The organism is Paenibacillus sp. FSL L8-0435 (assembly GCF_037965655.1).
Taxonomy (GTDB): Bacteria; Bacillota; Bacilli; order Paenibacillales; family Paenibacillaceae; genus Paenibacillus.
The window spans coordinates 6,128,412-6,153,733 of record NZ_CP150185.1; the positions used below are offsets into that span (position 1 = coordinate 6,128,412).

The following is a 25,322-nucleotide window of genomic DNA, read 5'->3' on the forward strand; positions in this document are numbered from 1 at the left end:
CACACTCCCGTATTAGAGATTGTTTGTAGATAGGCTTTGTATTTAGATATCAGCAGGAAGCCGCCCGCCGTAAAACGGGTCTAGCCGTACAGCCGCGCGTAATACCCTCCGAGCGCCAGCAGGTCCTGATGACGGCCCCGTTCCACGACCGTTCCTTGGTTCATGACCGTAATCAAATCCGCATGTTCCACCGTGCTGAGACGATGCGCAATCAGAATGGTGGTGCGCCCCTTCATCAGTACGTTCAGAGCTTGCTGTACCCAATGCTGGGATTCGTTATCCAATGCAGAAGTCGCTTCGTCCAGCAGCAGAATCGGGGCGTTTTTGAGAATCGCCCGGGCGATCGCAATTCGCTGCCTTTGTCCGCCTGACAACGACGCTCCTCTCTCCCCCACCGGCGTTTTATACTGTTCAGGAAGTTCCTGAATGAAATGGTGAGCGTATGCCGCTTTGGCCGCTTCAACCACTTCTTCATCCGTTGCATCCGGATTTCCATAGCGGATGTTTTCCTCAATCGTGCCGGTAAACAAAAACGGCTCCTGCGGAACGTATGCAATCTGCCTGCGGATTTCGTCCAGTGTGTAATGGCCAAACGGTTTGCCTTGGAGCAGGATATCTCCGCTGTCCACAGGATAAAAGCCGAGCAGCAGCTTGATCAACGTACTTTTACCGCTGCCGCTAGCTCCCACGATCGCAGCGACCTGACCAGGAAACACCTGCATCGACATGTCGACAAGTACCTTTTTATCCGCCTGATAGGAAAATTCCACATCGCGAAACTCCACCGCAGCCTCCGATACAAGCTCGCTGTGAGAAGATCCCAGACGCTCCGGTTCCTCTTCCTCACTTAGTACCTCTTGAATCCGGTGAGCGCCCGCGAGCGAATTCTGGGTCATCGACAGAACCATCCCCAAGTTCAACAAGGCGTGCGTCAGATTCACTTGCAAAACAGCCAGAGCGGCGACACTTCCCATTCCCATCAATCCGTAGGCATAAAGAAGACTGCCGATGACGATGATTCCGCAAAACGTGACGTAACTGATAAAATGGTTTACCGCAGCCTGCATACCGTTCTTCTTCGCCGTTTGCCGAAGCGTTTGCGTCATTTGTTCGTTCAACGCCTCGTACTGGCCGTAAATCGTGCGGATGCGGAACAGCTTCACAATTTGAATGCCGCCCATAAAATCTTTGAATTTTTCGGTCATTTTACCGAGCGTTTGCAAGCCTTGTTCGGACAAGCCACGGATATCCCGTGCAAATTTCAGGCTGACCAGAGAGGACAGCAGCAGAATGACGAAAGAAACGCCGGCAAACCGCCAATCGATCACCACCATGGAGACAATGGAGCCGATGCAAAAGACAACTTGAAGCAGCAGAACGAAGTAAACCTGCGAGAATGTAAACTCAACGGTCGTTACGTCGTTGTTCACCCGCGACAGCAAGTCCCCATGGTGCGTCTGCTCCAGGAATTTCGGCCGCACCCGGCACAGCTTGTCATAAAGACGTTTGCGGATATTCAGCACAGTCAGCTCGACACTGCGCTGGTATAAGTAAATGAACCAGGGAGAGATTATATTTTCCAGGAACAGGGCCGCGCCCAAAATAATAAAGGCTTCCACCATCAGGGACGTATCTCGGGACACGGCGAAATCAACCAAGTTATGTACGACCAAGCTGAAGGCGATCAGAAACAATGTCTGGGTGAGCGCCGTTACAGCAAGGCCAATCGCGTACTGGGTTTTGCGCTTGCGGTTCATAAACGTCAGCAAGTAGCCGAGTTCTTTCACTTGCGAGAGCCTTCCGCCCTTTTTCATGTGTACGACACCTCCCTGCGTTCGGCAGACTCGGTAAATTCCTGGTAGTACGACTGGGCGTACAGTCCCTTCCTCTCGAGCAATTGTTCATGAGTGCCTTTTTCGACAATATTTCCTTCTTCCATAACCCAGATTTCATCGGCGTTTTGCACCGTAGAAAGCCGGTGGGCAATAACCATGGTCGTTCTCTGCTTCATTAATACGTCCAGCGCTTCCTGAACCGCGCTTTCCGACTCCGGATCAAGAGCCGATGTGGGCTCATCCAGCAACAGAACGGGAGCATCTTTCAGAAAAGCCCGGGCCATTGCAATGCGCTGGCGTTGCCCACCGGACAAAAAGCCGCCGCGCTCTCCGATATACGTCTGGTAGCCGCCCTCAAGCTCCATAATGAAAGAATGAGCCTGAGCGGCTTTGGCGGCTTCGATAATGTCGTCCATCGACGCTTCTTCCCGCCCATAGCCGATATTTTCGGCGATCGTACCGCTAAACAAATATGAATCTTGGGTTACCACGGAAAAATGAGACCGAAGCTGCTCTGGATCAGCGCCGCGGATCAGGCTTCCGAACACACGGATCTCGCCCTGATCCTCCGGAAGCGGATAAAAGCCGCATACCAGCTTAAACACCGTACTCTTCCCTCCGCCGCTCGCTCCAACAAGTGCAATCGTCTTGCCTTCCGGCACCGAGAAGTTAATATTCCGCAGAATCAGGGAATTCTCTTCATACCCGAAGGTTACGTTCTGAAACTGGATGGGGGCGGCGCTCGCTTTTGGAAGCAAACGGCCATTTTCCGTTTCAGTCGGTTGCTCGACGATTTCGGAGACCCTTCTCAGAGCACCGCTCATTTCGAACGTGCGCGTGATGAGCTCAGGAATATGCTCCAGCGGCTCCAGACACAGATTAAGCAAGTACAGGAAGGCGATCAGTTCTCCCGCGCCTAGCTGCCCGTTGTAGATCAAATAACTTCCGTAACTGACGGCGAAAATGATCGGGCTGATCATCAACGTAGAAAGCAGCGGATTGACCCAGGCTTCCCGCTTTTTCACGGCCAGCTTTTTTTGAGCGGTCAATTGCAGCAGCACTTGGTAGGATCGAGATAACATACCAGATAGCAGATAGCTTTTCACAATAGGTATCCCTCCAAGCGTATCCTGGAGGTTGACGTTCATACGGCCCATGTTCGCCTGGGCTTCCTCCGTCAACTGTTCCAACTGCTTGCCGATCCATTGGGAAACCAGCAGTGCTACGGGAAATAACAGCAGGCTGTACAGCATCAGCTCCCATTGGAGATACATCAAATAAGCGAAACAGCCGATAAATAATAGCGGATGATAAAACCACTGGGCGAGGTCCCGAATCATAAATTGCTGGATGAGCTGCAGATCGTTGTTGATCCGCGACAACACGTCGCCGGAGTGCTGTTTTTCCAAATAGGGGACCGGGAGTTTGCCGATATGACGCATGACATGGTTGCGGATATCCTGCACCGCAGAGGCACTGCTTCGCTCCACACCAAAGCTCATGAAAAACTTCGCCGGCACACCGATCAAGATGACCGCAAAGACCGTGTACACGATCTGCAGAACGACGGGCCCCGCCCCATTCTCGGCCTGTGTGGTCAGCTGCTCGACCAAACGTCCCGTCCATATCTCAATAACCGCGGCGGCTATTGCAGATAAGATACCGACGATCATCCAGCCTTTGTGAGGGCTCACATAGGACATCAGCCAGCGGAACGCTTTCCAGGTATCATAAGCGGTTCGGCGCTTGGAAGGCTCCGCTATGCGTTGTTCTTGAACAGACGTCTGCCGATCAGCTCCCATGCAGAACCCCGACCTCTGTTTCGATCTGCCGCTGGATCTGCACTAAGATGTCACAGATGACAACGGCCGTTTCGTCCACGCGCGCGAGTTCCAGTAATTCCTCGTGTGCACCCTCCAGCCGGTAATCGGCGTAAGCTTGCATCGTTGCCCTCTGCCAGGACGGCAACTGGTGCTTCAGGCGGAATGCTTCGCTGTCCTTCGCAATCAGTTCGTAAATCCGGGCAGTTATCGTGCCTGAATTAATAAGCTGCGCTTCGTACGTCAAGGTGGCTTTGATCTTCCGATGAACACGCTCCCGCACGAGCGGATTGCTCATTAATTCCTTCTCTTCTTCGTCGAAATCCGCAAGCATTTCTTCAAGCTCTTTCTCAGACGTTTCATAAGGCGTGAGTGTGTCCTTAATCCACGAGTCCACCATGAGCACGTCCGTTACGACATACCCTCTTCTTTCCATCGTTTTGGCTACCTCGAACGTCAGGTTGCCTCCGAAGCAGTAACCGAGCAGCACGTAAGGTCCTTCCGGCTGGATGCGAATAATCTCATCCACATAATGGTTCAGCATGGCCTCGTAATCGATAACATCGTCGATAAAATCAATGCCGTAAAGCAAGAACCGGCCATCTAGCCTGCTTGCAAGCTCTCGGTAACCGATGCCGAAGCCGCTGCCTGGAGGGAAGCAGAACACGTTCAGATCCCCTGTTTTATTCAGCTTAATGAAGGAGTCTCCCCCTTTATCCAGACCCAGATCCTCCTCTCCAAAAGCCATGGCTTCAACGGTTACACTATGGAATTGGCGATTCAGCGGTATCTCGATGCCCGTTTCATCGTAAACGGCTTGAACGAGCCTCATCAGACTTAACGAATTGCCGCCCAGCTCAAAAAAGTTATCCTTTACGCCGACCTGAGGAATGCCAAGTGTATCCTGCCAGACACGGGCGATCTTCAACTCGAGCAGCGTTCTCGGCGCAACATATTCCGCTCCTCTGGCCGCAGCTTCCTCCGGCACTGGCAGCGCTTTGCGGTCGATTTTTCCGTTCGCGGTCAGCGGCATCTGCGAAAGCTGCACAAGATTCGCAGGAATCATATACCCCGGAAGTTGCTTGGCGAGCTGCTCCTTGAGTTCATTCGCCGCCAGCTTTGTTTCCGCGACGTAATAAGCAACAAGTTGCTTATTGCCGTTCGCGTCGTCCTGGGCGAGTACCACCGCTTCTTCCACGCCCCGGACGTTCAGAAGCTGCGTCTCAATTTCGTCCAGCTCGATCCGGTACCCGCGGACTTTGACCTGGTGGTCGATTCGGCCGAGGTATTCAATGTTGCCGTCCGGTAGCCAGGTCGCCAAGTCACCCGAACGGTACAGTTTCTCCCCCTCCGCAAACGGGGAATCAACGAACTTCTCCGCCGTCAGATCCGGACGGTTCAGGTATCCTCTCGCGAGCCCTTCCCCGGCCACATACATTTCCCCCGCAACGCCGATCGGCACTGGGCGGCGGTTTTCATCCAGGACATACACCCTCAGTGTTGGGATTGGCTTGCCAATATTGCTCTTCGCCGCCTCCATTTCGACCCACGTAATTTCCTTATACGTCACGTGAACCGTCGTTTCGGTAATGCCGTACATATTGATTAACTTTGTCTCCGGGTACTTCGTCTTGAAGCCCTTGAGCAAAAGCGGACTGAGCGCTTCGCCGCCGAAAATGACGTTGCGAATCCGCAAATCGTACGGATGATCCGCCAAGAGCTTACGCAGCAGCTGATAGAAGTACGTTGGCGTCTGGTTCAAAATCGTGACCTGTTCGCGGCCCAGCAGCGCCAGGAAATCGGCCGGATTTTTCGCCGTGAGCGGCGGTACGATGACCAGCTTACCTCCATACAGCAGCGCTCCATACATTTCCCAGACGGAGAAATCGAAGCAGAACGAGTGGAACAGCGTCCACGTGTCGAACCGCCCGAAATCGAACAAGTTCTTGTCGTTGAACAGGAGGCGCACAACGTTTTTATGCTCAATCAACGTGCCTTTGGGTCTGCCGGTCGTTCCCGACGTGTAGATGACATATGCCAGGTTCCCCGGACCGGAAATTGGCTCCAGATTCGAAGCATCCAGCGCACCCTCCAAGTCCGCCCCGCTGTCGCTCCAAACGAAATCATCTATTTCAAGGCGTATTCCTGCGAAGTCGGTCTTCTCATGCAGATGCTTTTGAATCAGCAATAACGGTGCACCCGAATCCTCGATCATGAAGCGGATGCGCTCCTCTGGATAGTCGGGATCGACAGGCACGTAGGCTCCACCCGCTTTGAGAATCGCCAGTATGCCGACAACCATATCGAGCGAGCGTTCGGCCAGAATCGCTATTAGATGGTCCGCTTCAACTCCCGTCTCCCTCAGCTTGCGCGCAAGCCGGTTGGATCGCTCGTTCAGCTCGCGGTAGGTCAGCTGCCGTTCGTTCATGACAACGGCCACGTTGTCCGGGTATAGCTCCGCCTGTTCTTCAAACAAACCGTGAATCGTTTTCCCCCGCTCGAACCCGGTTTCGGTGTCATTAAATCGTTTCAGCAATGTCTCCCTCTCGTCCGGGGAAAGCACATCGGCTTGTCCAAGCTCCAGATCCGGCTGAAATACAAGCACAGACAGGAGCCCAACAAGATGGTCGGCCGCCTGTTCCACAAATGCGCGTTCGTATCGATTCCGGTCAAAGCTTATTTCCAGCTGAATAGAGTCGTTTTGGTGGTCGAATCGAAAAACCGTATCTGCCGCCACTCGGTTACCCAGCGGTTCAGGATGAATCGGGACGAAGGATGCAACGGTGTTGACGACCGGAAGACCCTCCCCTGTATAGTCCAGATGGAGCGGCTCCACCATTTTCCGAAAAGGCAGATGCTGATGCTCCAGCGCCTCGCCGATGGAGGTTTTGATGCCCCCGAGCAGCGTTTTCAGTGTAGTCTGGCTGCTTACGGACGTTTTGATCACCAGGATGTCATGCGGCGGCTGAGTCACGTCTGGGTCCCCGCTATAAGAAGGCATGCCGACCAGTACTTGATCCTGCCCGGTATATTTGAACAGCAAACTTTTTACTCCTGCCAAAACAATCATGTACAAAGCCAGATCCGAACCATTAGCGAGGCGAATAATTCTCTCCGAGAGCTCACTCGGCAGGGTACGGTGAAGCAAAACCGGCTCTGCCGCAGCTTCGCCGCCCGCAGATAATTTGGAGGATTGACTGTAGGGAAGGAAGCTCAGACTGTCATCGTCGTCAAACTTGCTGCTCCAGTACCGTTCTTCCTTTTCAAATAATGATTTCATTCGTACCTCCCCTAAAAATGAAGTGACCGCATGCCCCGGCGCAGATCCGAAAAAATCTGCTTTCGGCCTGCGCGTTTACGGGCTTGATTTACGGAGTTGCAAGTTGTTCGCCGTCTTCCTTGGGATGCGCACCACTTTTGCTTGACGGCGGAGCACGCTTGTAATATTAGAACGCGAATTCGATCGTATCCACGGCACTCTTTGCGCCTGCCGCCGGTTTATGACATTCAATCCGACATAGCTCAAGTTGTGGATTTTCCGCAATTTGAGAAAGTACCCGCAGGTAATCCTCGGTTAAGGTGTGGATCATCGTTTCTTTGAACAGTTTGGTGGCGTAGAAAAAGCCCCCGCTCAGTGCCCCTTCGTTTTCATACATAAACAGCGTCAGATCAAACTTCGCTTCTTCCAAATGGTCAAGCTCGTAATTCTTCAGGCTGACCCCTTCCAGTTCGGCGTCTCGTTCTTCGATATTTTGCAAGTCGAAAACGGCATCAAACAGTGGGAAGCGGCCAGGCTCGCGCTTCACATTCAAACGCTCCACGAGCTCCTCGAATGGATAATCCTGATTCTCAAAAGCTCCCAAAGCCGTTTCCTTCACTTCATCAAGGTAGGACAGGAACGTTTTTTCGCCTGACGGACGATTGCGGAGCGCCAGTGTATTAACAAACATGCCGATGACCGACTCCAAATCGGCGTTAGTTCTTCCCGCCACCGGGGTGCCTACGATTACGTCTTCCTGCCCGCTGTACTTGGACAGCAGCACGGTATATGCGGCAAGCAGTACCATGTACAGCGTGCTTTCACGCTCGGCCGCCAATTCACGCAGCCGCGCAGAGAGAGAAGCATCGACATCGAACTCCAGATGCGCACCTTCGTAGTTGCGAACTGTAGAACGTTCGTAGTCCATCGGCAGATCCCCCGTCGGCAGATCGCCTTCAAAGGTTTGCAGCCAGTACGCTTCCTGTCGCCCGATCCGCTCTCGGTGAACCTCTGACTGCTGCCAAACGGCATAATCCTTATATTGAATGCGTAGTGGCAGCAGTTCTTCCCCGGCGTACAAACTCGAGAACTCATCCATCACAATCGCCATCGATACGCCATCCGACACAATATGGTGCATATCGAAAAGGAGAATATACCGGTTCGGCTCCAGTTCGACGACTCCGGCGCGCAGCAGCGGAGGCTTGCCGAGATCAAACGGACGTACGAAGTTGCGAACGATCTGCTCAACTTGAGCCGCATCCTCTGTATCCGCTTGATGATGCTCGATAGCAAAATAGACCTGCGGGTAAATCCGCTGAACCGCTTCGCCCTTCACCATTTCAAAACCGGTGCGCAGCGACTCATGCCGTGTTATCAGTTTCCGCAATGCGGCTTCCAACCGATCTAAATCAAACTTGCCTTCCACCTGCACCAGTTCCGGCATGTTGTAAAGCTGATCCGCTCCATCCAGCGTGTGCTGAATAAACAGCCGTTTCTGCGCGGAGGACAGAGGGTAGTACTCTCTCTCTTCCGCTTGAGGAATGGCCTCATGCTCCCGCCGTTCCATCCGGGCAATCGCATCGGCCATCGCCGCAATGGTCGAGTGACGGAATACATCGCGCAGCGGCAGGTTGACGCTTAATTCCTTAAATACCTTGCCTGCCAGTGTCGTCGCTCGCAGAGAGTGCCCGCCGATGTCGAAGAAGTTGTCGTAAACACCAATCTCCTTCGTAAGCCCCAGCACCTCCTGCCAAATTACCGCCAGCTTTGTTTCCAGCTCATTGCGTGGTGCGACGTACTCCGTTCCACTTCCAGCTTCCCCTTCCGGCGCCGGCAGCGCCTTCCGGTCTATCTTTCCGTTCGGCGTCAGAGGCAGGCGCTCCAGCTCCACGAAGTACGACGGGATCATGTAACCTGGCAGCTCCTGTGCCAACGCACTGCGCAGATCGTTCACTAACAGCTTCGCACCAGTATCCGGCGTGTAATACGCACACAGCGCCTTCTGCCCGTTCTCATCACTTCGAACCAGCACCACCGCTTCGCGCACACCTTCCACCCGCAACAGCTGTGACTCGATCTCACCCGTCTCGATCCGGTACCCCCGGATTTTCGCCTGATTGTCGATCCGGCCGATGAAATCCACGTTGCCGTCCTCCATCCACCGCGCCAAATCTCCCGTGCGATATAACCGCTCACCAGCTGTGAAAGAGCTGTCTACGAACTTCTCTTCCGTCAGCTCTGGACGGTTCAAGTACCCTCGTGCCACGCCGACTCCGCCGATAACCAGCTCGCCCAGCACCCCGACTGGTACGGGATTCAGATGTGCATCCACGATGTAAAACTTCGCATTTAACCACGCTTTCCCAATCGGCACATGACCTGTCTGCGGCAGTTTCTCCAACTCCTCGTCATAGAAACTGGAGTCAATTGCTGCTTCCGTTACACCGTAGGCGTTAATGATGCGGAACGACAGGCCGAACCGTTCCTGCAAGGTCCGGTAATCTGCCACACTGCAGCTGTCCGAGCTTGTGATCAACAGCTCCATCTCGCTCAACTCCAGCCCTTGCTCGTGCACGTACTCCATAAACGGCACGATCAGCGCCGGCGTTGATTCAAAGATCGTCACTTGCTCCCGCTCTATCCAGTAATGCAGACGAGACGGATCAATCCGGTCGTCCTTTGGTACAATGACCATGGTGCCTCCGTTATACAACGTCCGCGCGATATCACCCACGAACACGTCAAACGAGAAGCTTGCGAGCTGCAACAGCCTTACCGGGAACTGATCCAACCGGTATTCCCGTCGGTAACCAGCCGCCGTGTTCACCAAGCTTCGGTGCTCGATCATTACACCCTTGGGCTTGCCCGTCGTTCCGGACGTGTAGATGACGTACGCCAAGTCCTCCGGACGGGCTTCATGGAAGCTGCCTATACCGACAACATCAACATCATTTGGATGACTCTCATTACGGTCGTTCACAGCACCCGTCAGCTCGCCGGAGACCAGACCTGAAACCATGCTGGAGCCATGGCCGAAGTCCATTGGAGCATTCGCTCGGTCTTCGCTGTATGACGTTTCGTCATCGAGATATAGCACCGTCGCCAGTGCCAGCTCCTCTTCGCTGAGCCAGGCTTCGGCACGCTCTCGCAGCGGCGTTTGCGTCAGCAGTACCTTCGCTCCGCTGTCTTCCAGCATGAACCGCACACGGTCCGCCGGATAATCCGGGTCAAGCGGTACATATGCCCCTCCCGCTTTCCAGACGGCCATCACAGCCACCAGAAGGTCCACCGAACGCTCGGCGAGAATGCCAACGATGGTCTCCCGACCGATGCCGCTTGCACGCAGCGTTGCCGACAGGCGGTTCGCTCGTTCGTTCAGCTCCACATACGTTAGTCGGTTATTTTCATACACGACGGCTTCCGCTTTCGGCGTGCGTTCCGCCTGTTCCTCGAACAGTCGGTGGAACGCCGCCACAGGAGCCTCTTCCGGCTGTGCCGGGTTAAACGCGCAGACAATTTCTTCTTTTTCCGCTGCCGTCAGCAAATTCAGCTCGGCAATCTTCGCATCTGGACGGTTCACAATTGTCACGAGCAACTGCTCGTAATGTTTTGCCAGCCGTTCAATCGTCTCCCTTTTATAAAGAGCCGTCGCATATTCGAAGCTGTAATCCAATCCGCCGTTCTCCTCGCCCACATCCAAGCTGATATCAAACTTCGCAGTATCCAGTACGCTCGGATAAGGAATCAGGCGAAGCCCTTCCAGTTCAAATTGCTCGTTCTCCGTATTTTGCATCGTAAACATCGTGTCGAAGAGTGGATTACGGCTTAAATCACGGGTGACTTGCACCTTGTCCACCAATTGTTCAAACGGATAGTTTTGATGCTCAAAGGCGTGTAAAGTTGTTTCTTTGACTTCATTTAGATAGGACAGGAATGTTTTCTCCGAAACCGGATAACTGCGAATCGCCAGCGTGTTTAGGAAAATCCCAATCAACGGCTGCACATCTCCATGATTTCTTCCGGCAATCGGCGTACCAACGATCACGTCTTCCTGACCTGAATATTTGTGCAAAAGCACGTTATATGCCGCAAGCAGCACCATAAACAGTGTCGTGCCCGTTTCCGAAGCCAGCTGTTTCAAACCGTCGGTTTTTGAAGCGTCGAAGAAAAACTCCAGCGTTTGACCCTCATAGCTCTGTACAGCCGGACGTGGATAGTCAGTCGGCATTTCCAGCACCGGAAGCTCGCCCTGGAACATATCCAGCCAATACGTCCCCTGATGCCGAAGCCTTTCCTGCTGCTCCTGCGAATGCTGCCAAACGGTGTAGTCTTTGTACTGAATGCGCAGTGGCTCCAATTGCTCTCCACCATACAAGCGCACGAATTCTTCAACAAAGATTTCCATCGAAACGCCGTCAGAAATAATATGATGCATGTCGTACATCAGAATATGGCGTTCCGGAGCCAGCTCAACAAGGCCTACCCTCAACAGCGGTGGCTTAGCCAAGTCAAACGGACGGACGAAACCGTGAACCACCGTTTCGACCTCTTGCTCATCCGCTTGATAGAACTCCACCGCAAAATTCACATCCTGGTAAATCCGCTGTGATGCTTCGCCGTCCACCATTTCGAACCCGGTGCGCAGCATTTCATGCCGCGTCACGAGCTTACGGCATGTTTCTTCGAACCTTGTCCGGTCCAAAGCACCTTCCAGCAGCATCGCTTCCGGCATGTTGTAGCTAAGCTCCGCACCTTCCAGCTGATTCAGGATAAAGAGACGTTTTTGAGCAAAAGATTGAGGGTACACCTCTCGGTCATCCGCCACCGGAATGGCAACAAATGTCTGCTCATCCAGCCGGTAAATGACGGCAGCCATGCTCTCGATCGTGGAATGGCGGAACACGTCGCGCAGTGGCAGATCCACGTTCAAGTCTTTATGAATCTTGCTGACCAACGTTGTCGCGCGCAGGGAGTGGCCACCGATGTCGAAGAAGTTGTCGTGAATACCAATCTCCTTCGTAAGCCCCAGCACTTCCTGCCAAATAACTACCAGCTTCATTTCCAGCTCATTGCGTGGTGCGACGTACTGTGTTCCGCTTCCCGCTTCTCCTTCCGGCGCTGGTAGCGCCTTTCGGTCAAGCTTCCCGTTCGGTGTCAGAGGCAGATGCTCCAGCTCCACGAAGTACGACGGGATCATGTAACCTGGCAACTCCTGTGCCAACGCACTGCGCAGATCGTTCACTAACAGCTTCGCACCAGTATCCGGTGTGTAATACGCACACAGCATCTTCTGCCCGTTCGCATCATCACTTCGAACCAGCACCACCGCTTCGCGCACACCTTTCACCCGCAACAGCTGCGACTCGATCTCACCCGTCTCGATCCGGTAACCCCGGATTTTCGCCTGATTGTCGATTCGGCCGATGAAGTCCACGTTCCCGTCTTCCATCCACCGCGCCAAGTCTCCCGTGCAGTACAACCGCTCGCCCGTGATGAAGGGGCTGCCTACAAACTTCTCTTCCGTCAGCTCTGGACGGTTCAAGTACCCTCGTGCCACGCCGACTCCGCCGATAACCAGCTCGCCCAGCACCCCGACTGGTACGGGATTCAGATGTGCATCCACGATGTAAAATTTCGCATTCAACCACGCTTTGCCAATCGGCACATGGCCTGTCTGCGGCAGTTTCTCCAACTGCTCGTCATAGAAACTGGAGTCAATTGCCGCTTCCGTCACACCGTAGGCGTTAATAATGCGGAATGACGGGCCGAACCGTTCCTGCAAGGTACGGTAATCTGCCACGCTGCAGCTGTCCGAGCTTGTGATAAGCAGCTCCATCCCGCTTAACTCCAACCCCTGCTCATGCACGTATTCCATAAACGGTACGATCAGCGCCGGCGTTGATTCAAAGATCGTCACTTGCTCCCGCTCTATCCAGTAGTGCAGACGAGACGGATCGATCCGGTCGTCCTTCGGTACAATGACCATGCTGCCTCCGTTATACAACGTCCGCGCGATATCACCCACGAACACGTCAAACGAGAAGCTTGCGAGCTGCAACAGCCTTACCGGGAACTGATCCAACCGGTATTCCCGTCGGTAACCCGCTGCCGTGTTCACCAGGCTGCGGTGCTCGATCATTACACCCTTCGGCTTACCCGTTGTACCCGACGTATAGATTACATAGGCCAAATCCTCTGGACGAGCTTCATGGAAGCTGTCCATACCAACAACATCATTTGGATGACTCTCGCCACCACCGTTCACAGCACCCGTCAGCATGCTGGAGACTTTACCGGAAACCATGCTGGAGCCAAACGGTGCATTCTCCCTTTCTTCGCTGTATGACGTTTCGTCGTCGAGATACAGCACTGTCACTAGTGCCAGTTCCTCTTCGCTGAGCCAGGCTTCAGCACGCTCTCGCAGCGGCGTTTGTGTCAGCAGCACCTTCGCTCCGCTGTCTTCAAGCATGAACCGCACGCGGTCTGCCGGATAATCCGGGTCGAGCGGTACATACGCCCCGCCCGCTTTCCAGACGGCCAGCACGGCCACCAGCAGGTCCACCGAACGCTCGGCGAGAATACCAACAATCTCCTCCCGGCCGATTCCACTTGCGCGCAGCGTTGCCGCCAAGCGGTTCGCCCGCTCATTCAGCTCCGCATACGTCAGCCGATCGTTTTCGTACACGACTGCCTCCGCTTCCGGAGTGCTCTCCGCCTGTTCCTCGAACAGTCGGTGGAACGCCGCCACAGGAGCCACTTCCGACTGCGCCGGGTGGAACGCGCCGATAATTTGCTCTTTTTCCTCTGCCGTCAGCAAGTCCAGTTCGGCAATCTTCGCATCTGGACGGCTCACGATCGCCGCAAGCAAATGTCCAAAATGAATCGATAGCCGCCGGATCGTGCTTTCTTTATAAAGAGCCGTTGCGAATTCAAAGTTGCACTCCAGTCCGCCATTTTCTTCCGTAACATCCACACTCAGGTCGAACTTGGCCATACCATATTCGCTAGGGTACGGGGACAATTTCAGCCCTTCCAGCTCAAACTCTGACTCCTCCAGGTTTTGCAGGGAGAACATCGTGTCAAACAGCGGGTTGCGGCTCAAATCCCGGCTAACCTGCACTTTATCGACGAGTTCTTCGAACGGATAATTCTGATGCTCGTAAGCGCCTAAAGTCGTTTCTTTCACTTCTTCCAAATACGACAGGAAGGTCTTCTCCGAAGCCGGATAATTGCGGATCGCCAGCGTGTTGACAAACATTCCGATCAAGGGCTGCATATCGCCGTGCGTTCTACCCGCAATCGACGTGCCAACGATCAAATCATCCTGACCTGTGTATTTATGCAAAAGCACGGTATACGCGGCAAGCAACACCATATATAGCGTCGTTCCTCTTTGAGCGGCTAGCTGCTTCAAGCCTTCGTTCGTTGCCTCGTCCACAAAAGACGTCAGCGTATGTCCCTCATAGCTCTGTACAGCAGGACGCGGGTAGTCCGTTGGCATTTCCAGAACCGGCAGCTCGCCCCGGTAACGGTCCAGCCAGTAAGCTTCCTCGCGTTTCAATTGCACTTTTTGCTCGTCCGATTGCTGCCATACCGCATAGTCCTTGTACTGAATATGCAAAGGCTCTAATGACTCACCGCCATACAAACGAACGAGTTCCTCAACGAACACGTCCATCGAAACCCCGTCGGAGATGATATGGTGCATGTCAAACATCAGTAAATAACGATCGGCTGCCAGCTCTACGAGCTCGGCACGCAGCAACGGTGGCTTCGCCAAGTCGAAAGGTCGGATAAAAGCCTGCACGACTGCAGCCGCTTCTTCCTCGTTCGCATGTCGACACACAACGGCAAAATCAACGCTCTCGTAAATACGCTGTACCGCTTCGCCTTGCACGATCTCAAATCCGGTTCGCAACGTTTCATGACGTTCGATCAGTCCGCGGAAAGCTTTCTCCAGCAGGCTGTGGTCAATCGATCCTTCGAGCAACAGCACACCCGGCATGTTATAGCTCTGATCGGCTCCTTCCAGCTGATTCAGGATAAACAGCCGCTTCTGAGCTGAGGAAAGTGGATAACACGCTCTTTCATCTGCCAGCGGAATCGACGAGAACAACTGCTCTTCAATCCGGGAGAGGGCGAGAGCCATCTCTTCGATCGTTGAGTAGCGGAATACGTCGCGCAGAGGCAGCTCGACGTTCAACTCCTGATGCACCTTGCTCACCAGTGTCGTTGCCCGCAGGGAATGGCCGCCCAAGTCAAAGAAGTTGTCATGAACCCCGATGTGTTCCAATCCGAGCACGCTTTTCCATATTTCAGCCAAGCTGGCTTCCAACGGAGTCCGAGGCGGAGTATGTCCTTCGCCCGGCTGCAAGCTCTCCTCAGGTGCCGGGAGGGAGCGGCGGTCGACCTTGCCGTTCGTCGTCAGCGGAAGCCGTTCCAACTGGATCAGGTACGCCGGGATCATATAGGCAGGAAGTTTCTGGGAAAGAACGCTCTTCAGCTCGGCCGCCGGAAGCTCACGGTCCGCTTCATAATAGGCGCAAAGTTGCTTCTCGCCGGAGGCGTTTTCCCGCGCAAATACCGTCGTTTTCCGAATTCCCTCCACTTTCTGAAGCTGAGCTTCGATCTCGCCCAGCTCAATACGGAAGCCGCGGACTTTCACTTGATCATCCGTCCGCCCCACGTATTCAATCGTGCCGTCCGGTAGCCATTTTGCCAAATCTCCTGTACGGTACATGCGCTCTCCCGGCACAAACGGATGGTCCACAAATTTCTCCGCCGTTAGCTCCGGCCGGTTATTGTAGCCCTGTACCAAGCCTTCTCCGCCGACGCAAAGTTCCCCGGCCACGCCGATCGGCAGAAGTTTATTCTGGCTGTCGACGATATACACCGTCGTATTGCTGATCGGCCGTCCGATGGGTACGGTAAGCGCGGACTCATCGACAAAGTCGACTGGAAGATACGTGGTATAAACCGTGCTTTCTGATGGACCGTACAGGTGGTTGAGCCTGCCCGGTCCGATATGGGCGAGCGCTTTACGCACATGGCCGACCGACACGCGCTCTCCTCCGAACAAAATCGCCCGGACATCCCGCAGGCAGTCGACGTTCACATCTACAAGGACGTTGAAGAAAGCCGTCGTAATTAGCATGACCGAGATTCGCTCGCGCTGGATAAGATCCGCCAGCTGGCCGATTTCCAGCAAAGTCTCGTGGGGAACCAGCACCAGCCGTGCCCCGTTGGTCAAAGCACCGAAAATATCAAAAATCGCTCCGTCAAACGAATAGCTCGAAAGCTGGAGGACATGATCCCGCTCAGTGATGTCGATATAATTCGTATTTCGCACGATCCGCACGATATTGCGGTGCGAAACAAGGTTTCCTTTTGGCTTGCCCGTCGTGCCTGACGTATAGATGATGCAAGCCAGGTCTGTCGCTTCGTTGCCCGAATTAAGATTTGTGCGGTCCTCGTGATAGAAGGACTCGTCATCCAGTAAAATCACGGAGTCCGAACCCGCCAGGCGCTCGCGTAATCGGCTTTGCGTCAGCATGACCTGCGCACCCGAATCCTCGATCAAGAAACGGATACGCTCCTCGGGATATTCCGGGTCAATCGGTACGTAAGCCGAACCGGCTTTGTGTGCCGCCAGCATACCCACCACCATTTCGATGGAACGCTCAGCCATAATGGCGACCAGGCGGCCTTTGGATATCCCGTGGCTACGCAAGGTACGAGCAAGGCAATTAACGCGTTCGTTCAGCTCGCGGTAGGTCAGCTCTTGCCCATTCAAGGAGATGGCAGCTGCATCCGGGATGCGCTCCGCCTGCTCTTCGAACAATTGAATGAGCGTTTTCCCGCACGGAAATTCCGTTGTGGTGTCGTTAAAACGTCCGAGAAGGTCAGCCTTTTCCGCCTCTGTCACAAGTTCCAGCTCGCCCACGGTAATCTCCGGGTTATCCGCCACCTGCTCCAGCAAATGAACGAGATGCCCCTTGAGCCGCTCAATGCTAGCTTTATCAAACACTTCGGCGTTAAAGTCGAACCGAATTTCAATCTCGTCTCCCGGCACCACGGTGACGTTGAAGTTATAGTTTGTCTGCTCCTCCATCTGAACATCAGCAATCGTCAGATCGCCATGTTGCTGGTCCCCCGCCTGCTCCATCTGCTCGTCCACCGGATAGTTCTCAAAAGCGATGATATGGTTGATCAGGTTCTGCTTTTGCACGCTACGGGCCTGAATTTCATACAGCGGATAGTAATCATAACGCCCGGACTCAAGCGCCCGCTCTTGAAGCTTCGCCATCAGGTCGGCGAACACGGTGTCCGCTTCACTCGTCACCCGGACCGGCACCGTATTGATGAACAGCCCGATCATGGACTCAATGCCCGGAATTTCCGCCGGTCTTCCGGCTACGACGCTACCGAATACGGCATCGTTTGTTCCGTTATATTTTTGCAGCATCACGCCCCAAATAGCTTGCAGCAGTGTATTGACCGTAACCAGGCGCTGTTTCGCCACCCGGTCCATCCGCTCACTCAAGTCCTTGCCCAGCTCGGCGGTGACGTGATCAGCCGTAAATCTGCCGTTGGGCGCCAGTTCCTTTTGTCCAGGGAGTACGGTTTGCCCTTCATAACCTGCCAGGAATGCCATCCAATAGGCTGATGCCGCCTGATCGTCCTGTTTCTCCAACCACTCGATATAGGCCCCATAATCCGATCCCTTACCTCCCGCTAATTGCTCGCCGGATGCCAAGGCCGAGTATGCCTCAAACAGCTCCTGCGTCAGCTGAGCCAGGCACCAGCCGTCCATCAAAATATGTTGGAAACTCCACAGTACATGATAGCTTTGCTCTTCGGTGCGCAGGATCGTGAACCGAACGAGCGCGTCATGTTCCATGTCGAAGCCGCGAAGCTTGTCCTCCTCAGCCTTTTTATCCAAGTAAGCTTGTTTCTCGTCCATCTGCAAATGAAGCAGCTCTTCATATTCAAAACCGACCGGTTTGTCGCGGTATATGATTTGCAGCGGCTCGCCCGCGGGTCCTTTCACAAAATTCGCCCGCAGCACCAGATGACGTTTCGCAAGTTCCATCCAACTCCTCTCAAAAAGCTGGACGTCGAGCGCTCCCCGCATCGTAAACCGCGTCTGCTCAAAATAAGCCGCCGTTTGCCGGTCAAGCGCGCTGTGGAACCACATACCTTTCTGCATCGGCGTAAGTGAGTAAATATTTTCGATTTCCCCGAGATGGCACGAGCGCTGGGCGATTTGCTCCAATTCTGCAATGGTCAAGCCTTTAAATTGCACGTCACTCGGCGTCAATTCTGTGTTTTCTTTGCCTGCACAGTGGATAATGAGGTCTCGGAGACTTTGCTCAAGCCGCTGAGCGAGGGCTTCCATCGTTTCCTTGCGATACTGCTTCCGGCTGTAGCTGAGATCGAGCGATAAAGCGCCGTCCAGCACCATACCGTTGATATCCAGCACAAAGCTGCGGGCCTGCCGGTCGCTAGCCGGGTTGCCGCTGGAATAAGAAGATATGCCGATCTCGTCCTGGTCGACATCATCGTCGAACTGGCCGAGGTAGTTAAAATTAATTTCCGGCTCTGCGCCCCAAACCAAGCCATCCTCCGATTTAGAGAGATAGCGGCATATGCCGTACCCTAGCCCCTTGTTCGGAATACGGCGCAAGTTTTCCTTGACCTGTTTAATCTGATATGCCAAATCTCGGTCGGTTTCCGGTTCCAGGACGACCGGAAACTTGGTCGTAAACCAGCCAACTGTACGCGTGATGTCGATATCCGTTCCGATCGATTCACGTCCGTGTCCTTCGAGATTGATCCGCACCCGTTCATGCCCCGTCCATTTGCGTAAGGCTATGCCGAGCGCCGTTACCAAAATATCATTCATTTCAGTGTTGTAGGCACGGTGAACCCGCTTCAGTAGCAGCTCCGTTTCTTCGGGAGTCAAACGGACAAACAGCGATTCGCTGTCATGCTGCGTCGTAACGTCCGCCTCCATATCCTTCGGCACGGCCAGAACCTCCATTTGTTCCACGGCCTGCCAATAGGCCCGTTCCTTTGCCATCTCCGGACTTTGCGCGTAAGCAGTCAGCTGCTCGGACCAAGTGCGGTACGCATCTGTTTTCGCCGGGAAACGAATTCCCTCACTTTTTCCAATCTGCTCGTAACCTAGAGCGAAATCCTCCATCAAAATGCGCCAAGACACGCCGTCTACCACGGCATGATGAACCGCGAGCAGCAAATGATCTCCGTCCTCGCACTGGAGCAGTGCCGCCTTCATGAGGGGCCCGTTCTCCAAATCAATGCCTGCTTGAATGTCCGTTGCCTTCGCTTCCACAGCCTGCGTGGGATTCTCCGCATCCTTAAAGTCGAACACGTCCAGCGTGAACAGCCCACCATCCTGAATCGCTCGTGTTAACGCACCAAACCCTTGTTCCGTCTTGCAGAACACCATGCGTAAGGCGTCATGATGCTCTGCCAGCTTTTGCAGCACCTGATACACGATCTCTTCGTTGAAGCGTTCCTTCCGGTACAGCATCACCGACTGGTTGAAATGATGTGGGTCCGCAAAGGAACTCTCGAAAAACCAATGCTGAATCGGCGTCAACGCCGTTTCACCCGTTATTTCGCCTTGATCGATGGTACTTCTGATCGGTTTCACATGCAGGCTGAGCTGTGAAATCGTCGGATATTTGAATAAATCCCGGATTTCCAGCTTGTACCCGGCTTGATGAAGCCGCGAAGATACTTGAATGGACTTGATCGAGTCTCCGCCCAGCTCAAAGAAATGATCCGTTACCCCAACACGATCGGCGTTCAATACCGCCTGCCACACATCAGCAAGCGTTCGCTCAGTTTCATTGCGGGGAGCTACGTACGCGCCACCGGTCAGTGCGTTGCCTTCCGGGGCAGGCAAAGCCTTACGATCGATTTTGTCGTTCGGCGTGAGCGGCATCCGTGGAAGCTGAACAAAATACGCCGGAATCATATAATTCGGCAATTTTTGCGCCAGCGCGCTTCTCAGCTCGCCGAGCGTAAGAGGGAGGCTCGCGACCAGGTAAGCGCACAATTCTTGCCCACTTTTGCCTTCCCGCGCGATTACAATCGTCTCCTGCACCGAGTCGATCTTCAAAAGCTGCTCTTCAATCTCACCGACCTCGATTCGGAATCCACGGATTTTCACCTGATGGTCGATTCGGCCCAAGTACTCCATATTACCGTCAGGCAGCCAGCGGGCGAGATCTCCTGTCCGGTAAAGGCGTTCTCCCGGCGCAAACGGATGTTCCACGAACTTCTCTGCCGTCAGCTCCGGTTGGTTCAGGTAACCTCTCGCAAGCCCCACGCCTGCCACGCACAGCTCGCCGTCCACTCCCGGAGGCACAAGTTGCAGGTGGGCATCCAAAATAAAAATCTGATGATTAGCCAGCGGGCGCCCAATCGGAATGACTCTGCGCTCCGGCTGCTGCTCATCCGCATCCCAAAGCGTCGTAACAATCGAAGCTTCGGTAGGGCCGTAAGCATTGAAATAGTGAACCTTCGCTTTCCACTGCTGCACGAATTCGGCCGATACCGCCGAACCTCCCGTTACAAGCTTTGTTAAGCTGGGAAGACGATCCGGGTTCAAATGAGCGCTGTACGTCGGAGGCAAAATCGCCGCTGTAATCGCATGCTCGTTCATATAACTCTCGAACAGACGAGTGTCGAGAATTGTTTCGGCTGTCGGGATGTACAAAGCCGCGCCAAAATAGAGTGCTTTGAATACTTCCCAGCAGGATGCGTCGAAGGACAAGCTCGCAAATTGTACGATCCGGTCATGCTCCGTGATGCCCAGCCTGTCTGCGAACATCAGCTTCAAGCTGACCAAACCACGATGCTCCAGCATGACCCCTTTGGGTTTGCCCGTTGTACCTGACGTATAAATGACATAAGCAAGATCGTTTGGACCGCTGACTGCCTCCAGGTTCGAGCAATCGTCGCTATAGGCTTGCTCGTCATCAAGCGCCAATACGGTCCCTTGAAACGGGACTTGCTGTAACAGCTCTCTTTGAGTCAGCAGCAGCTGCGCGTTCGAGTTCTCCAGAATGTAGCGGATACGTTCTTCCGGGTACTCCGGGTCGATCGGCACGTAAGCACCGCCAGCTTTCAGAACCGCCAGAATGCCAATGACCGTCTCCAGTGATCTCCTGACCATCAAGCCTACTAACTGATTGGGCAGCACACCGACCGATCGTAGCGTATGCGCCAGCTGGTTTGCCCGTTCGTTCAACTCTGCGTATGAAAGCCGCTGCCCCTCAAAGACAACCGCAGTCGCCTCGGGCACACGCTTCGCTTGCTCCTCCACAAGCTGATGAATCGTCCGATCAAGAGGATAGTCCTTCTCTGTATCGTTGAAGCTTTGCAGTAATTGAAATTTTTCGTCCTCCGACAGCATGTCCGCTCGCACGATGTCCAGCTCCAGCTCATAAAGCCCCACGGACAGCAGGCGATTCAGGTGGCCGACGACCCGACTCATGAACTCGGAGTCATATAAGTGCTCGTTATATGACAGCGCTAGCTGTATCGTCCCGCCGGTTAAACTGAATTCAAAGGAACAGTCCGTGACCACGTTTTGCCCAATTTCGTCCAGATGCAACTCCTTAAGGGATACTAGCGTATGGACGAAGGGTATCCCTTCAGCATATTGCAGATCCAGCTTCTCCGTCATTTTCAAGAACGGAATATGTTGATGCTGAATGGCTTCCGGCAAGGAAGTCCTCAGTTCGCTCAGAAGCGTCTTAAAAGTTGCCCCCACCGAAAGCGAGTTTTTCAAAATGACCGTATGATTAACGGATCGACGAGTCTCCGCCTTTTTCCGCACAACCGGCATGCCGACCAGAATGTCTGAAGCACCTGTATATTTATGCAAGAGTGCCTGAACACCGGCGAGCAATATCATAAAAGCGGCCAGCGGAGCACCCTTGCTCATTTGAAGAACGCGTTGCGCCGCTTCCTCCGAAAGCGAACCGCCGACGGTTTTCACATTGGGCACCAGGGAGCTTGGAGCTTTGCTGTAAGGCAGCCGCGTCAAAGTATAATCGTCACTACCGAATTTTTCGTTCCAAAACAACGTTTCTTGTTCAAAAGCCATCTGGATCGTTCCCCTCTCTTCATCGGTAAAAGCAATCCGGCGGAGCATATGCCGAAGCAACGCTCCAACCTCGCTCCTCTCCTTTTCAAACATCTGACAACAACATCAATGGCTTGCGCAATGTCACCGCTTCATTTGCCCGGTTGATCGCATGCGGCAATCCTCTGCCTGGCAGCTGTCCCGCTCGGCTCCCATGCGTAAAGGACAACAACAAGCATCGTTCTACGCAAGAGATGCGGTTACTTCGGACTCCTCTGCTTCAATAAGATTGCTGCCGACGAGTCACCCGAAGACGGGATTTGGTTTAACATGGGATTCAGAATTGGATTTGGGGATAGACGACAAGATATGTTCCTCCTGTCGATGTAAGGCTTGCCGCAGGGTTCCAGCCGTCCAGCAGGAAGTCGACCGTACCTCCTGATTTGGCACCCGAGCTGCCTTTGACGAAGCCTATGTTTAAGGGGTATTGATACACTCTATGTACGATTTGCTTATTCCCCCACAGCCCTGGTTGTGGATAAGTAAAGATTCGGCTGCGGGGTAGTGAGCTTTTCCTGACGATTAAATTTAACGAGGGTATTGCATGAGACTCAAGGAATGCTCCGTATGGCACGAACGGTACTGCCCTTGGATTGCCGGAGAATTCCATGCTGATTGACGTTACCGCAGGTAGCATGAGGAGAAAGCGCTACCTTAACATCAAGTCCGCACGCCCTCCGGAAGGCACTTTCATGCCTCTTGCCGGGGGCGGCCATCGGCTTGGCCAAGCTTAGGTCGTTACTAACAAATCCTTGGTCTCCTGAGAGATCACCTGCTGCATACTGGACTTGATAATGGCGCAGCCGGCGGTCAGATGCTCCATCGAGACGGTAAGCGGAGGCATGATCTTCAGCACACAATCTCCTCTGCCGGCTCTTTCAATGATGAGCCCGTTCTCGAAGCTGATATCCGTCACCCGCTTCGCCCCGGCTTCATCCATGAACCCCGAGACGTCAATGCCCCAGATCAGGCCGAGTCCGCGGATGGCGATGGACGGATGCAGAGGCTTGATTTCTTGATCAAGGAACGAGCGCACATACTCTTCCTTCTGCTTCACCTGAGCTTCCAGTTCGGTTCTGTCCCGGAACTCGAGAGCAGCCTTCGCGGCCACAAAAGCCAGCTGGTTGCCGCGGAAGGTGCCGTTGTGCTCGCCCGGCGTCCAGATATCCAGTTCGGGCTTCAGCAGCAGGAGGGACATTGGCAGGCCGTACCCGCTGATCGACTTCGACAGGGTAATGAGATCCGGCTCGATCCCTGCACGTTCGAAGGAGAAGAATTCGCCTGTCCGACCGCATCCTACTTGAATCTCGTCTGTAATGAGCAAAATATCGTGCCTGCGGCAAAGCTGCTGCAGCTCGCGTAGCCACTGCGCGTCGACAACGTGAATTCCTCCTTCGGCTTGTACCGTTTCAAGCAGGATCGCGGCCGGCTTATCGATTCCGGAGTGCGAATCAGTCAGGATACTCTCGATATAGCCGAGCGTATCCATTTCTGCGAAAGCCCCGCTCGGGTGCGGCATGAACGTAACTCCGTCCAGAGGGAGCCCCGCCCCTTCTCTCATGGACTTGGAGCTTGTCGCCGACAGACTGCCGAGCGACATACCGTGGAAGCCACCCATGAATGCGAATATTCCACTTCTCTTCTTCGCCTTGCGTGCGAGCTTCAGGGCCGCTTCCACCGCATTCGTCCCTGTTGGACCGCAGAATTGAAGCTTGTAATTCAGCTTCTTCGGCTCCAGGATCCGCTCTGAGAAGCTCTGGATGAATTCACGTTTGGCCATTGTATACATATCCAGACCGTGCATAATCCGGTCGGAGGTCAAGTAATCAAGAACCCGGTCTTTAATATAATCGTTGTTATGACCGTAATTGAGTGCCCCGGCACCTGCAAAGAAATCAATATATGCTCTTCCGTCCTCAGAATATAAAAGGTCTCCCTTGGCCCGGTCGAATACCACCGGAAAACTTCTGCAGTAAGATCTTACGTTGGATTCCAGCTTTTCAAAAATGCTCACTCACTTCATCCTCCATCGGAATTGGGATAAGGTTGGCTCCATCTTTCTGAACCTTCCTTTCTGAACCTTCTGACGTCATGGAGCAACATATTCTAGGCTGTCATTTTCCACAATTGTTGGTCCCCGCATGCCGGCTTGTTGGTTAGCCAGTAGACTGGTCTCTCGCACACAGCTTGGATGGGTATAAAAAACCCCACAATTCCATTTATTAGAATAATAGGGAATAAGACCTAGGTTGAATTATATCAAAATTTACAAGAATGTATAGTGAAATTTTTGTTAAATATAGTCATTATAATGTTAAATTTGGTTCACGAAACATAATGTGTTAACATTTTTCATTAAAAAGAGTGAATAGCAAGGAAACGTTGGGAATGGTTTTACATCAATCGAGGAATTCGACGCGTGTTGACATTCAGCCATGAAACAGGATAATTTGGTATATATTACCTTTTAATATTCTTTGCCAGTGTTCCGCATCCTTGCACTTTGCATTAACTTAACATGATTACCTGACCAATTTCTGAAAGTCTGGCTGAAGCTGCCCGCAGCATTCAAACGGATGGCAGCCGACATCGTTTTGTATCTTGCCTTCTTCTCTACACCTCCGTTAGAATAAAGGGTAAATATATTCTACTCCTCCTCATCAAACCATACGTGAGATTTTCCCTCATACGCTTTTCTATGTCCTTCACTCATTTACATATAGATTACAATGGCGTTCTGAATCCAAGTTGAACAGACAATGATTTCACTTCGCGTAATAAGCTTCTTCATCCAGCAAATTGTTGCTTCTTGGCATACCATTTTGTGAGTCACTGAAAGATGTTCCAGTCCCATTTGGCCATCTTCCTTTATTGTTCAAACGATCCCGTATGCCCTATCCACATCCTTCTTGGGGATATATTTGCACTTACGAGTTGCGAATGTTAATGACTCTCTTTAAGAAGTTGATGACATAAATTTACAATGCACAAACATAAAAAAGGTGGTTCTAATATTCAGAACCACCCTCCTGAAACATCAAAAAAGTCCTGATGACTTAGAGTCATCAGGACCATATTTTGTTTATACTTTATTAATTTACTGAATCTATTGATCAACCCATTATCCATGTCATTGGACAACAGTTCGTGTAGTTCCATACTTTTGTAAATGGTTCTACACTTATTTATCATTGGAAAATAAAGTAATTTGTACAGAATAC

Annotated in this window: 5 protein-coding genes; all 5 read right to left on the reverse strand. The window is 53.1% G+C overall.

What is annotated here, in order from left to right; genetic code table 11:
* Window positions 1-80: 80 nt before the first annotated feature.
* Window positions 81-1,814, reverse strand: a complete 1,734-nt coding sequence (locus NST33_RS27220) for an ABC transporter ATP-binding protein (RefSeq protein ID WP_221820585.1) — start codon at window positions 1,812-1,814, stop codon at window positions 81-83.
* The gene (locus tag NST33_RS27225; RefSeq protein ID WP_221820583.1) at window positions 1,811-3,637 is read right to left on the reverse strand and encodes an ABC transporter ATP-binding protein; all 1,827 of its coding nucleotides are present in this window, start codon (window positions 3,635-3,637) and stop codon (window positions 1,811-1,813) included. The genes NST33_RS27220 and NST33_RS27225 overlap by 4 nt, the downstream gene beginning before the upstream one ends.
* Entirely contained in the window at window positions 3,627-6,935 is a 3,309-nt protein-coding gene (locus NST33_RS27230) for an amino acid adenylation domain-containing protein (protein ID WP_339305758.1), read from the reverse strand. The genes NST33_RS27225 and NST33_RS27230 overlap by 11 nt, the downstream gene beginning before the upstream one ends.
* 166 nt (window positions 6,936-7,101) lie before the next feature.
* A complete protein-coding gene (locus NST33_RS27235) occupies window positions 7,102-22,155 on the reverse strand; it encodes an amino acid adenylation domain-containing protein (RefSeq protein ID WP_339305760.1) in 15,054 nt (5,017 codons plus the stop codon).
* Between the two features lie 676 nt (window positions 22,156-22,831).
* Window positions 22,832-24,115: a diaminobutyrate--2-oxoglutarate transaminase gene (gene ectB, locus NST33_RS27240; protein ID WP_339305762.1), complete on the reverse strand. Its 1,284-nt coding sequence runs from the start codon at window positions 24,113-24,115 to the stop codon at window positions 22,832-22,834.
* Window positions 24,116-25,322 lie beyond the last annotated feature (1,207 nt).